Genomic DNA, 13,275 nt, shown 5'->3' on the forward strand with positions numbered 1-13,275 from the left:
TGGGCCGGTGGGCGGGTGACATCGACTGCGGGCGGTCATCGGCTCGGCCCGGGTCGGAGGCGGTGAGCGCACCACCGCCTCCGCGCCCTGCCGCGTGGAGGTCAGTTGCCCGGGGCCGTGAGGCCGCTGACGCTTTCCCGGATGGTCGGGCGGCGGTACAGCTCCTTCAGCCGCAGCGACGGCAGGCCCCGCGCGCGCAGGGCGGCGCCTATGCGCACGGCGAACAGGGAGTTGCCTCCCAGGTCGAAGAAATCGTCGTCCAGGCCGACCGGCACGCCGAGCACCTCGCTCCAGATCTCCCGCAGGCGCTCGGCGAGATCGGCATCACCCGTGACGGGCACGGTGTCCCGGGCCGGCGAGTGGGGCACCGCGGGTGCGGGGAGTTTTTCCGCGTCGAGCTTGCCGTTGGGCGTCAGCGGGAGCGTGTCCAGGGAGGTGACGGTGGTGGGGAGCATGTGGTCGGGCAGGATGCCCGCGGCCCGCTTGCGGACGGCCCCCGGGTCGCCCCCGGCAGACAGGACCACGTACGCGTCGATCCTGGCCGTGGCCGCGTCGGCCGGATCGACGCGGCGTACGACGACGGCCGCCGTCCGCACATCCGGGTCCTCCAGCAGGACTGAGCGGATTTCGTCGAGCTCGATACGGAAGCCACGGATCTTCACCTGGCTGTCCATGCGCCAAGGTGTTCGAGACAGCCGTCGGGGCGCAGGCGTCCCAGATCGCCGCTGCGGTACATGGTGCCGCCGGTGAAGGGGTCCGCTACGAACCGCTGCTCGGTCAGGTCGGGTCGGCCGAGGTAACCGAGCGCGACTCCGGCGCCGCCGACGCAGATCTCGCCGATCACTCCGGGCGGCAGCAGACGTCCGCCCGGATCCGTCACGTACAGGTGCCAGCCGGGCAGGGCGGGTCCGACGGAGCGGGTGGCGGCCAGGGCCAGTTTCCGGGTGATGGTCTGCTCGGTGACGTGAACGGTGGTTTCCGTGATGCCGAACATGTTCACCATGCGGCAGGCCGACTCCGGATGCCGGTCGAACCAGGGCAGCAGCATCCGCGCGTCCAGTGGCTCACCGCCGAAGACGACGAGCCGGACGGACACGTCGCTGTGGTCGACGCCCAGGAGCTGGGCGAAGGCCGACGGGGTCTGGCTGAGCACGGTGACTTTCTCGGCGACGAGCAGGTCGCGGAAACGGTCGGGTTCGCGGGAGACGAAGTACGGCACCATGACCAGCCGCCCGCCCGTCACGAGGCAGCCCCAGATCTCCCACACCGACAGGTCGAAGGCGCTGGAGTGGAACCAGGTCCACACATCCGAGGCGCCGAATCCGTACTCGTCGCGGGTCGCGTCGATCAGGGCGATCACATTGCTGTGCGGTACGACGACACCCTTGGGGCGGCCGGTGGAGCCGGAGGTGTAGATGACATAGGCGGCGGTGTCCGGAGAGGGGAAGGGGAGGGCCGTGTCGTCCGTCCCGGAGGGCCCGGTGTCCTGCAGCTCGTCCGGGGTCAGGGCCATACAGCCGGGCACCGCCGGGAACTCCGGCAGCCGGGTGACCATCACACCCAGCTCGGCGTCCTGCGCCGTGTGGGCGATCCGGTCCTTCGGGTAGGCGGGGTCGACGGGGACGTAGGTCGCGCCGGCCTTCAGCACGGCGAGCAGGGTGACGACGAGTTCGGCGGAGCGCTCCAGGCACACGCCCACCCGGTCGCCGCCGACGACTCCACGGGCCCGCAAGCCGTGGGCCAACAGCTCGGCCCGCTCATCGAGTTCGCGATAGGTCAGGCCCGCCGCACCGTCGGTCACGGCGATGACGTCGGGTGTCGCCGCCGCCGCACGGGCGACGGCCTCGGGAATGCTCACCTCCGTGGTCACCAGGGTGCGGGTCGGCCGGCCGAGCGCCGCGGTGCGGGCGCGTTCGGCCTCGTCGAGGAGCTCGACGTCGTCGGGCGAGGTCTGCGGGGAGTGCAGAACCTGCCCGTGCACGTGGGCGAGGTGCCGTATGAACTGCGCGGCGATCTCCGAGGAGAAGTGGCTGCCCAGGTGGTCGCAGCGCAGCCGCAGGCCACCGGCGTCCCTGAAGACGGAGAGGGTGAGCGGGAACGGCGGTGCCAGGCAGGGCACGTACGCGCCGGGCAGTTCCGTCTCGTCGAAGAGCAGGCCGACGAGCGCGGGCCCGTCAGCGGAGGTGGGCTTCAGCTCGCCGAGCGTAGGGGCTTCGCGCATGGCGAAGGAGCCGTGGTCCGTGCCGATGACCGGTGTGGTCCCGGGGTCGTAGCGGCGCAGGGTGACGGAGAGGGCCGCGAGCCAGCTCGTCTCGTCGCCCCCTTCGTCCAGGGAGAGCAGGTGAGGGAGGGTGGGGCCGTCGTGGCCGAGCCCCCATGCGGGGGAGGGAGCGAGCGCGGGTCCCTCAAGGGCGGGGCGGCGGGTGTGCGCATCGCCGGATTCGGCAAACTCCACGGACTCCACGGACGCGCCGGCCGCCAGACGGGCGAGGGCCGTGCGGTTCCACTGGTCGCGCGGGGCCACCACGATCAGGTCGCACGGGCCGTCGGCGTAGCGCAGCAGGACCCTGCGTGGTCCGGAGGCGGGGCGGGCAAGTTCGACGGCGCGGCGCCGCTCGGCGCGCGCGTCCGCCGCCGGCACGGGTACGTCCTCCGTCCACAGCCCCGCAGGGGCCGCCGGGTTCGGGGAACGGTCCGAACGCACGCGTACCGCATGGCAGCGCGCCGCGGGGAGGAGAGAGCCTGGCACGAGGGGTACTCCTTGTTGTTCAGGGGTCTTCAGGTTGTCCGGAGGGGCCGCAATGGCGTGCATACCGCTCAGCGGATGCTGAAGCCGCCGTCCACGGTGAGGACCGAGCCGGTGATCTGCCGGGACTCGTCGGAGGCGAGGAAGACGATCGCGGCGGCGACGTCCTCGGGTTCGATCAGCGCGTTCATGGGCTGTGCCTCGACGAAGGTCTTCTCGTGCTCGTCGACGGATACCTCCAGCGCGCGGGCGATCTCGGCGAGCATCCGGCCCTCGGCCGATGCATCGTCGCGCACCGATCCCGGGCAGACGGCGTTCACACGGACCTTGGTCGGTGCGTAGTCGAGGGCGGCGGCCTTGGTGAGGCCGACGACGGCGTGCTTGGCGGCGACGTATCCGGCGAAGTGGCGGTAGCCGACGAGCCCGGCGGTGGAGGCGACGTTGACGATGCTGCCGGCGCGCCGGGCGCTCATCGCCTTGCCGACCTCGCGGATCACCCGCCAGGCCCCGGAGAGGTCCACGTCGATCATCAGGGACCACTCGTCCTCGTCGATCTCGTGCACCGGCTTGCCGGAGGGCGCCGCGATGCCGGCGTTGTTGACGGCGACGTCGATCCGGCCGAACCGGTCCTCGGCCCGTGCCACGGCCTCCCGTACGGCGAGCAGGTCGCGGATGTCGGCCACCGCGGTCAGGACGGCGGCGCCCGCCTCGCGGCACAGAGCGGCGGTGTGCTCCAACTGGCTCGGGTTGCCCAGCGGATAGGGCACGCCGGGCAGGTCGGCGCAGATGTCCAGCAGCGTGAGGTCGGCGCCCTCGGCCGCGCAGGCGACCGCGGCGGCCCGGCCGAGCCCGCGGGCAGCGCCGGTGACCAGGACCGACTTGCCGTGCAAACGCATCGGATGCTCCTTGGGAGAGTCGTGATGGGGAGGGGAGGCGCGGCTACAGCACCGACGAGACGATCAGGCGGACCAGCGAGGGGGAGGAGTCGGCCAGGTACATGTGGCCGCCGGGGAACTCGACATGCTCGAAGTCCTGGCCGGCCGCCTTGTTCCAGGCCTCGGCGTCGTCGTAGTCGACCAGGTCGTCGTCCTCGCCCCGGAGGACGGTGAGCGGCGCCTCCAGCGGCAGGTCGGTGCTGGGTGCGTAGGCCTCGTGCATCTCGACGTCCGCGCGCAGCGTGGGCAGGATCATGGCGCGCATCTCCGGGTCGTCGAGTGCGGGATGGTGATAGCCCGCGAACTCGCCTACGCGGGCGAGGAAGTCCTCGTCGGAGAGGCCGGTGGCGTGCTGTTCGCGTGTGCTGGAGGGTTCCGGGGATCCGCTGACGAACAGGTGGACGAGCTCGATGTCGGTTTCGGCGTCCAGCCGGTGGGCGAGTTCGTAGGCGAGCACGGCGCCGAGGCTGTGCCCGAACAGGACGACTCGGTGGTCGTCGCCGTCGCCGAGCCGTTCCCGCAGCTGGGCCAGGAGTCCGTCCGTGGCCCTGTGCACGTCGCGGTAGGGCTCCTCGTCGATCAGCCGTTCCCGGCCGGGCAGTTGCAGCGCCACGATCTCCAGCGAGTCCCCGGCGAGGGCCGTCCAGGGGCGGTAGAACGAGGCGCCCGCTCCGGCGTACGGGAGGCAGATCAGCTTGGTCGTGTCAGAGGTGGTCATGAGTGTGGGTGTCTCCTTGTGAGTCGGGTGCGCCCTGGGGCGGGGACTGCGCGGGTCGGAGGCGAGCACACCTGGTGAGCTGTGTGCGCCTGGGTCGGGGTTTTACGGGGTGGGACCGGGGGAGAGCAGGCCCGTGAGGTCCGCGGCCTCGGCGGCGACCCGCATCGCGTCGGCGGCGCGGTCCGGGCCGGGCAGCCCGGGGCCGACCGGCATCAGGTTGAGCGTGGTGGCGCCGGCCTCGGCGAACGCCGTCATCCGCTCGGCGATCCGTTCCCGCGGCCCGAGCAGCGAGGTGGCGTCGAGGAACTCGAGCGGTACGGCGGCCATGGCGCCCGGGAAGTCACCGTCCAGGAACCTGTCCTGGACGGTACGGGCCTGGGAACCGAAGCCCATGCGCTCGGCCAGCTGGGTGTAGTGGTTGTCCTCCCGGCCGCCCATGCCACCGAGGTACAGCGCGGCATACCCCCTCACCCGGCGGGCACAGGTCTGCCAGTCGGCGCCGGTCACCAGGGGTACGCAGGGGGCGATGTCGAACCCGTCGAGGGTGCGCCCGGACGTGGTGAGGCCGGCCCGCAGGGGTTCGAGCTGCTTGGCGGCGTGGGCGGGTGAGAAGAACACCGGCAGCCAGCCGTCGGCGATCTCCCCGGCCAGTTCCAGGTTCTTCGGGCCGAGGGCGGCGAGGTAGACGGGGAGGTGCGCCCGGGGCGGCCGGATGGTCAGGGTGAGCGCCTTGCCGGGGCCGTCCGGCAGCGGGAGTGTGAAGTGCCTGCCCTCGTACTCCAGGGGTTCCCGGCGCAGGGCGCGGCGCACCAGATCGACGTATTCGCGGGTACGGCCCAGCGGCGAGCCGAAACCGACGCCGTGCCAGCCCTCCGAGACCTGCGGGCCGGACACGCCGAGGCCGAGCCTGAACCGTCCGCCGGACAGGGTGTCGAGGGTGGCGGCGGTCATCGCCGTCATGGCGGGTGAGCGGGCGGGGATCTGCAGGACCGCGCTGCCGACGTCGATGCGGGAGGTGCGGGCGGCGATCCAGGACAGCACGGTCACGGCGTCGGACCCGTAGGCCTCCGAGACCCACACCGCCGAGTAGCCGAGGTCCTCGGCCAGGGAGGCGAGCGAGATGTTGGACGCGTCGTTGCCTGCGACCCAGTAGCCGAGGTTGAGGCCGAGACGCAGGGCGGGAACGGTCATGAGTACTCCTGCTGCGGGCGCGGGACGGTCGGGGCCCAGCCGGGAGGTGGCACCGGGCTGGGTAGCGGCCGCGGTCAGCGGCTGGTGCGGGCGTGGTAGCGCCATGTCGAGAGGGAGATGAAGACGGCGATGATCAGCACCGAGCAGCCCACCGTGTACAGCTCCGGGTGACGGGCGGGCCACGCGTGCTGTACGGAGAAGCCCGGCGGGGGAGGGTTACCGAAGAGCCGTCGCAGGGCGTTCGCGAGCGAGGTGATCGGGTTCCAGGCGGCCACGGTGGACAGCACGCCCGGCAGGGTCGCTCCGGAGACGAACCCGGAGGAGATGAACGTCGCCGGGAACAGCCAGATCACTCCGAGGCTCCCGGCCACTTGGGAGTTCGGCGAGACGAGGGCGACGAAGACGCCGATCCACGACATCGCGAAGGAGAACAGCAGCACCAGCAGGATGCCGGCGGCCAGCTGGACGGGGCCGGTGTGTGTGCGCCAGCCCATCAGCAGACCGCAGGTGGTGGTGACGGCAAGGCCGGCCAGGCAGGTTGTGAGGTCGGAGGCGGTCCGTCCGAGCAGCAGGGCCACGCGGGAGATCGGCAGCGTACGGAAGCGGTCGACCATGCCTTGGTCGAGGTCCCGGGAGAGCCCGACCGTGGTGAAGGTGGTGGTGAAGGCCACGGTCTGGGCGATCAGCCCGGCGAACATGTACGAGCGGTAGGCCGTGCCGCCCAGGCTGTTGCCGAAGATGTACCCGATGAGAAGGGCGTACACGACCGGCTCGACCAGGCACGAGATGAGCAGTCCCGGAGTGCGCCGCAGATGCAGCAGGTTGCGCAGGGCGAGGTCCGTGCTCTCGGCGACGACACGGAGCACCGGATTGCGCCGGGTCCGGGTCACCGTCGCGGGGGAGGGGAGGCCGGTGGCGGGTGTGCCCCGGTGCCGGGTGCCGGTCTGCTGGACGTCGAGGGGCGCGGTCATCGTGTCGCCTCGTGCCGGGCGCGGCCGGTCAGGCCGAGGAACACGTCGTCGAGGGTGCAGCGGCTGAGCCCGATCTCCAGTACGTCGACCTGTTCGTCCGCCAGCGCGGTGAGGGCGCGGCCCAGTGCGGCTTGGCCGTCGGCGGTGGCTGCCTCGACGCGCCGGGCACGGCGGTCCACGGTCGGGGGCGTGCCGGTGGCCCGTGCGGCGGCGCGTGCCGCCGGGTCGAGCTGGTGGTCCTCGGCGACACACAGGACGAGCCGGTCTCCGGCGGTTGCCTTCAGTTCGTCGCTGGTGCCCTCCGCCACCACCCGGCCCCGGTCGATCACGGCGATCCGGTCGGCGAGGCGGTCCGCCTCCTCCAGGTACTGGGTCGTCAGCAGGATCGTGGTGCCGCCGAGGACCAGTTCACCGACCGCGTCCCAGGTGTCGAACCTGCTCTCGGGGTCGAGGCCGGTGGTGGGTTCGTCCAGGAGGACCAGGGGAGGGGAACAGACGAGGGCTGCGGCCAGGTCCAGCCGCCGCCGCATACCGCCCGAGTAGGTGCCGGCGGGGCGCCCCGCGACGCCGGTGAGCCGGAACCGGGACAGCAGGTCGTCGGCGACGCGGCGAGCCGCAGAGCGGCCCAGACCGCGCAGTTTCGCGAGGAGAAAAAGGTTCTCGAAGCCAGTCAGTAAGCTGTCGACCGTCGAGTACTGGCCGGCCGTTCCGATGGTGGAGCGCACCTTTTCCGGTGCTTTTGCCACGTCCCAGCCATTCACGAAGGCGCGTCCGGAGTCCGGCTTGAGAAGTGTCGTAAGAATCTTTAATAAAGTGGTTTTTCCGGCTCCGTTCGGACCCAGGAGGCCTGTGACCTTACCTGGTTTCACCTCAAGGTCAACACCGCTTAACGCAGGGCTGGCCTGAAATCTCTTGTGCAGGCCGTATATGGCGACGGCGGACGTGGTGGGGGTAGGCACAAGTCCGTTCTACGCTTGCCGTTGACCGAAGTCGATCATGGAATGTTAAAGACCACTTGCATGTTCGATGGCGTTACTTTGCTGTTACTTAGGGATTTCGCTGCTGGATCGTTGGCCACTAGCGCGTACATTTTCTGTTGTGCGAGAATTATTCACGAACCTGAGAGATCGGGCGGCGCGTAATCCGCGGCAGCCCGCGGTAACATTCGTCTCGGAATTCAGTGATCTCAGATGTGTGTCGCGCGATCGCGGGGAATTAGATCTGCATTCCCGGCGCATTGCCTCCTGGCTCCAGGAGCGATTCTCCGCAGGAGACCGGGCGCTGCTCGTCCACTCCCCGGGAATCGAGTTCACCACCGCCTTCTCCGCCTGTGTCTACGCCGGCGTCATCGCGGTGCCCTCCCCACTGCCGGGCCGCTACCGGCACGAGCGCCGCAGACTCGCCGCCATCGCCCGCGACGCGAGGGTGAACGTCGTCCTGACACAGCAGAGCGATCTGCCGGACGTGGAGAAGTGGATCGCCGAGGAGGGCATCGTCGGCGTGGCATGCCACGCGACCGACTCCGGTGACGGAGACCCGGACGCCTGGAGCGCTCCCGAGGTGTCGCCCGAAACCCTGGCGCTGCTCCAGTACACCTCGGGATCGACCGGCGACCCCAAGGGCGTCATGGTCACCCACGGCAACCTGGTCGCCAACGTCGAGCGAATGGTGGACGCGTTCGGGAACGACAGCGGCACGACGTACGGTGGCTGGATCCCCCTGTACCACGACATGGGGCTGATCGGCCTGATGCTGCCCGGCCTCCTGTCCGGCAGCGGGTACGTCCAGATGGATCCCATGTCCTTCCTGCGCCGCCCGTACCACTGGCTGCGGATGCTGGACGCCTGTGACGTCGGATTCACCGCCGCACCCGACTTCGGCTACGACCTGTGTGTCCGGCGGGTCACCGATGAGCAGCTCGCCACGCTCGACCTGTCCCGGGTCAAGGCCGCCGACGGCTCGGAACCGGTCCGCGCCGACGTGGTCGCCGCCTTCACCGAGAGGTTCGCCGCCGCAGGGCTGCGGCCCGACGCGCTCATTCCCGTGTACGGCCTGGCCGAGGCGACTCTGATGGTCTCGGCCACCACCGGGCGGGCACCCCTGCGTACCGCCGTCGATGCCTCGGCACTGGAGAAGCGTGTGCTGCGACCGGCCGACGGCACGGAGCCGTCCCGTGTGCTCGTCGGATGCGGAGCGCCGACCGGCTCCGACGCACTGATCGTCGATCCCGACACCGGGGAGGCCCAGCCCGAGGGCAGGATCGGCGAGATCTGGCTCGCCGGCCCCTGCGTCACCGCGGGGTACTGGGAGAACGAGGGTGCCACCGACGCCACGTTCCGGGCATACACCCGCGACGGACGCGGTCCGTTCCTGCGCACGGGCGACCTCGGCGGCCTGCTCGACGGTGACGTCTACATCACCGGCCGCCGCAAGGACGTCCTCGTCCTGCACGGGCGCAATCTGCACCCCGCGGACATCGAGTACGAACTGCGTTCCGGACACGAGGAGTTGGAGGGTCTGCACGGGGCCGTCTTCATGGTCGGGGACGACGACGGGCCGGACACCACTCCCGCGATCGTCGCCGTGCACGAGATCCGCGCCCACTGGGGCGCCGAGCGGCTGAGCGAGATCGCCGTCGACATGAAGCAGACCGTGGCCCGGGAGTTCGGCGTCCCCGTCGCGGCGGTCGCCCTGGTGCGGCCCGGCGGCGTCCGGCGGACCACGAGCGGCAAGGTGCAGCGCTCGGCGATGCGCGGCCTCTACCTCTCCGGAGAACTGGACACCCTGCACCTCGGCGAGGACCGGCTACTCACCGCGGCCCTGGCCGAACACCGGCGGGTGACCGGGCGATGACCACCACGGCCGCTCTGGAGACCCTGCTCGCCGCCCACGAGAGCGACGTCTTCTCCTCCGACGCTCTCTGTGCCCTCGACACCCTGGAGGAGTTTCCCGACAGCGCTGTCCGCCTCCTCGACGACGCGGGAATGTCCGCCCACTACGTCCTCTTCCCGGACGGCGACTTCAGCGAGACGGTACGGCTGCTGCGCACGGTCGCCCGCCGTGATCTGACCGTGGCCATCGCGCACGGCAAGACGTTCCTGGGGTCGGCCCCGGTGTGGGTGGCCGGCACCCCGGACCAGGCTGCCCGGCTCGCCGAGCGGGTGCGCGGCGGCGAGGCCGTCTGCTGGGGACTGACCGAGCGTGACCACGGCGCCGACCTGCTTGCGAGCGAATTCGCGGCGGAGGCCGAGACGGATGCGGGCGCGGACGCAGGCGCAGAGGCGGACGCAGGAGCAGAGACCGACGGTGGCGGCTGGCGGCTCACCGGCGAGAAGTGGCTCATCAACAACGCCACCCGCTCCACACTCGCCTGCGTCCTGGCCCGCACCGACCCGGCGGGCGGCGGACGCGGCTTCAGCCTCTTCCTCGTGGACAAGGGCCACCTGCCCGAAGGCGCCTGGCGCAACCTGCCGAAGGTCCGCACACACGGCATCCGCGGCGCCGACATCAGCGGCTTCGCCCTCGACCGTGCCCCGGTGCCCGCCGACGCCCTCGTCGGCGAAGAGGGCGACGGGATCGCCGTGGTCCTCAGAACCCTCCAGCTCACCCGCGTGGCCTGCACGGCTCTCTCCCTCGGGGCCGCCGACCACGCCCTGCGGCTGGCCCGCGACTTCGTCACCGGACGCGAACTGTACGGCCGCCGCCTCGCCGACGTACCGCACGTACGGCGCATCCTGGGCCGGGCGGCCGCCACCGCACTGACCGCCGAAGCGGTGAGCGCGCTCTCCGCCCGCTCGGTGCACACCCTGCCCGGCGAACTGAGCGCGATCTCGGCCATCACCAAGGCGTACGTCCCGACGCTGACCCAGGAGACGCTCGGCTCACTCGGCGAACTGCTGGGCGTACGCGGCTTTCTCACCTCACCGCCCGGCGACGGCTTCGCCAAACTGGAGCGCGACCACCGCATCTGCGCGATCTTCGACGGCAGCACGGTCGTCAACCGTGCCGCCCTCCTCAGCCAGATGCCGCGCCTGGCACGCCAGTTAGGCCGCGGCCGGGCCGACGCCGAAGGCCTGCGGGCCGCAGCCGAACTCACCGCCCCTTTAACCCGGTTCGACCGCGACCGGCTGACGCTGCGATCCGTCACCGGATGCAGCGCCGTACAGGCACTGCCGGACACGGCGGCGCGCATGGAGGCGGAAGGACCACCGGAGGCGGGCCCGCTCATCGCCCGGCTGCTCACCGAACTCGCCCTGCTGGAAAAGGAGTCGGCCACCTTCGTACCGGTGACGGGCGGACTGCCCAGCACCGCCTTCGACCTCGCCGAACGCTACGAACGCGCCTACGCGGCTGCCGCCTGTCTGCTGCTGTGGCTGCACAACCCGCCGCTGCGCACGGGACGGCTCGGCTCCGACGGCCTGTGGCTGCGGGCCTGCCTGACCGCCCTGCTCGGCGAGGACGACAGCGACGTGTTCGGCGCCCTGGCCGACGTCGCACTCGGCACACCCGCACGCGAGTTCACCCTGTGGGGAGATGCCGTATGACCACCACCGACGGCCTCGCCCCCCAAGCGCGCCGACGAACTGGAACAGCTGCTCGGCGGCCTCGCCGACCCAGCCAATCCCACAGGAACCGCCGCCATCCTCGTCGCCGACGAGCAAGCCGAGATGCTCGCCGCCGGAGAGTCGCTGCTGCACTCCTACGGGCTGAACGCCGAGTTCGTACCCCCCGCGCTGGGCGGCCGGCTGGAGCGGGCCGACCACCTCGCCGAGGTCATGCGCGCGCTCTACCGCCGCGACCCGGCGCTCGGCCTCGGCTACGGCGCCAGCTCGCTCATCGCCGCAGTCACCGTGTGGACCGCCGGCGACGAACAGCAGAGCGGGCATGCCGCCCACCTGCTCCTGGACGGCCGGCGCATCGCCATCGCCTTCCACGAACTGGCCCACGGCAACGACATGGCAGGCACGGAGTTCGCCGCCACCGCCGCACCCGACGGCCTGCGCCTGAGCGGCCGCAAGGAGGTCGTCACCAACATCGCGCGCGCCGACGCCATGGTCGTCCTCGCCCGCACCGATCCCCGGCCCGGTCCGCGCAGCCACTCCCTGGCCCTCGTCGACCGCGCGAGCGCCGACCCCGCCCGCCTGACCGACCTGCCGCGCTTCGGTACCGTCGGCATGCGGGGAGTGCAGCTCGGCGGTCTGATCTTCGACGAACTGCCGGTGCCCGCCTCCGCGGTCCTCGGCTCGCAGGGCTCCGGTCTGGAGACCGCGCTGAAGGCCCTCCAGATCACCCGCACGGTCCTGCCCGCGATGGCCAGCGGCATCCTCGACACCGGGCTGCGCATCACCGTGGATCACCTGACACGGCGTCGGCTCTACGGCGGTCCGGCCACCGCCCTCCCGCACGTCCGCTCGGTACTGGCCGGTGTCTTCGCCGACCTGCTGCGTGCCGAGGCGCTCGGCGCCGTCGGCGCCCGTGCGCTGCACGTGGTGCCCGGTTCGGCGAGCGTGTACGCCTCCGCGGTCAAGTTCGAGGTGTCCCGGCTGCTCCTGTCGGCCATGGACCGGCTCGCGGAACTCCTCGGCGCCCACTTCTATCTGCGCGAAGGACCGACCGCGCTGTTCCAGAAACTGCTGCGCGACCTGGCCCCCGTCGGCTTCGGGCACATCGCGCGCGCCGCCTGCCAGATGAGTCTGCTGCCCCAGCTGCCCCTGCTGGCCCGCCGCACCTGGGCCCGCCCCGGCGCCGAGGCGCCTGCCGACCTGTTCGCACTCGCACGGCCGCTGCCGCCCCTGCCGTACAACCGGCTGGCCCTGCACGCGGCGGGCCGCGACCCGGTCATGGGCTCCCTGCCCGCCCTGGCCGACGCGCCCTGGGCACCCGAACACGACGACCTGCGCGCGATGCTCCGTGGCGACCACGCCGAACTGACCGAACTGGCCGCCGCATGCGAGCGGTTGTCGCCGGTGGACCTCGGCGTCGACGCCCGCCCTGAGCACTACGACCTGGTCACCCGGTATGTGCACCTTCTGTCCCGCACCGCCTGTACGCAGGTGTGGCGGCACGCTCCGCCCGGGAGCTTCCTGGCCGGCCCCGCCTGGCTGCGCGCGGCCCTGTGGCGCTCGGCGCCGGGCGCTCACCGGCCGGGCCCCCTGCCCGCCCAGGTCGAGGACGCGCTCTTCACCGAACTCCTGGACCGCCGGGACAGCGGTCGCTCCTTCGGCCTGACCGGGAGACCGCTCGCCGTCTGAGAACCGGCCGTCGGCACCACCCGAAAGCCCCCACCATCCGTACGCCGTGCCCGTCGGACACCCCGCACCCGGAACGGGCGGAGCCCGTCTCACGTACGGCGGCCGCGCACCCGGCCCTGCCGCCGGCCCGCGCTCCGGCTTCCTTTCTCCCCCCGCTCAAGAAAGCGAACCCCCCCTCATGACCGCTGGCAACCAAGACGTGCACACCTGGCTGACGGAGCGCGTGGCGACCTACCTGCGCCGCTCGCCCCAGGACATCGACACGTCCGTCCCGCTGGCCGACTACGGCCTGGACTCGCTGACGGCGCTGGCCATCACCGCCGACATCGAGGACGAGTTCGAGGTGACCGTCGACGACGCACTGACCTGGGACCACCCGACGGTCGACGCGCTGAGCGCGGCCCTGACCGAGCTGTTCGGCACACAGCCGGCAGCGGCCCCGGCGAGCGAGAAGCAGGCCTGA

The 13,275-nt window shown here is 71.5% G+C and carries 9 protein-coding genes and 1 pseudogene; 4 read left to right on the forward strand and 6 right to left on the reverse strand.

Going from position 1 to position 13,275, the window contains the following annotated elements; translation table 11 throughout:
* Positions 1-101 precede the first annotated feature (101 nt).
* The 6 genes and pseudogenes from ACZ5VD_RS33165 to ACZ5VD_RS33190 all read right to left on the reverse strand — a co-directional run bounded on the left by ACZ5VD_RS33165 (position 102) and on the right by ACZ5VD_RS33190 (position 7,520).
* Positions 102-2,749, reverse strand: a pseudogene (locus ACZ5VD_RS33165) (non-ribosomal peptide synthetase).
* Between the two features lie 68 nt (positions 2,750-2,817).
* A complete protein-coding gene (locus ACZ5VD_RS33170) occupies positions 2,818-3,642 on the reverse strand; it encodes an SDR family oxidoreductase (protein WP_468553322.1) in 825 nt (274 codons plus the stop codon).
* A gap of 43 nt (positions 3,643-3,685) precedes the next feature.
* Positions 3,686-4,399, reverse strand: a complete 714-nt coding sequence (locus tag ACZ5VD_RS33175) for a thioesterase II family protein (RefSeq protein ID WP_468553321.1) — start codon at positions 4,397-4,399, stop codon at positions 3,686-3,688.
* 102 nt (positions 4,400-4,501) lie between these two features.
* On the reverse strand, positions 4,502-5,575 hold the full coding sequence (locus tag ACZ5VD_RS33180) for an LLM class F420-dependent oxidoreductase (RefSeq protein ID WP_468553328.1): 1,074 nt from the start codon (positions 5,573-5,575) through the stop codon (positions 4,502-4,504).
* A gap of 89 nt (positions 5,576-5,664) precedes the next feature.
* On the reverse strand, positions 5,665-6,561 hold the full coding sequence (locus tag ACZ5VD_RS33185; RefSeq protein WP_468553320.1) for an ABC transporter permease: 897 nt from the start codon (positions 6,559-6,561) through the stop codon (positions 5,665-5,667).
* Positions 6,558-7,520: an ATP-binding cassette domain-containing protein gene (locus tag ACZ5VD_RS33190; RefSeq protein ID WP_468684317.1), complete on the reverse strand. Its 963-nt coding sequence runs from the start codon at positions 7,518-7,520 to the stop codon at positions 6,558-6,560. Before ACZ5VD_RS33190 ends, ACZ5VD_RS33185 begins: the two co-directional genes overlap by 4 nt.
* 139 nt (positions 7,521-7,659) lie before the next feature.
* Between ACZ5VD_RS33190 and ACZ5VD_RS33195 the strand changes: the two genes are divergently transcribed.
* From ACZ5VD_RS33195 to ACZ5VD_RS33210, 4 genes are all read left to right on the forward strand, one after another.
* Positions 7,660-9,414, forward strand: a complete 1,755-nt coding sequence (locus tag ACZ5VD_RS33195; RefSeq protein ID WP_468553319.1) for a fatty acyl-AMP ligase — start codon at positions 7,660-7,662, stop codon at positions 9,412-9,414.
* Positions 9,411-11,105 (forward strand): acyl-CoA dehydrogenase family protein, encoded by a 1,695-nt coding sequence (locus tag ACZ5VD_RS33200; RefSeq protein ID WP_468553318.1) that lies wholly within the window; start codon positions 9,411-9,413, stop codon positions 11,103-11,105. Before ACZ5VD_RS33195 ends, ACZ5VD_RS33200 begins: the two co-directional genes overlap by 4 nt.
* Before the next feature lie 123 nt (positions 11,106-11,228).
* Entirely contained in the window at positions 11,229-12,812 is a 1,584-nt protein-coding gene (locus tag ACZ5VD_RS33205; protein ID WP_468684320.1) for an acyl-CoA dehydrogenase, read from the forward strand.
* Positions 12,813-12,990: 178 nt separating this feature from the next.
* The gene (locus tag ACZ5VD_RS33210) at positions 12,991-13,275 is read left to right on the forward strand and encodes an acyl carrier protein (protein WP_468553316.1); all 285 of its coding nucleotides are present in this window, start codon (positions 12,991-12,993) and stop codon (positions 13,273-13,275) included.

The sequence above is a fragment of the Streptomyces sp. NPDC032822 genome, from assembly GCF_055578825.1.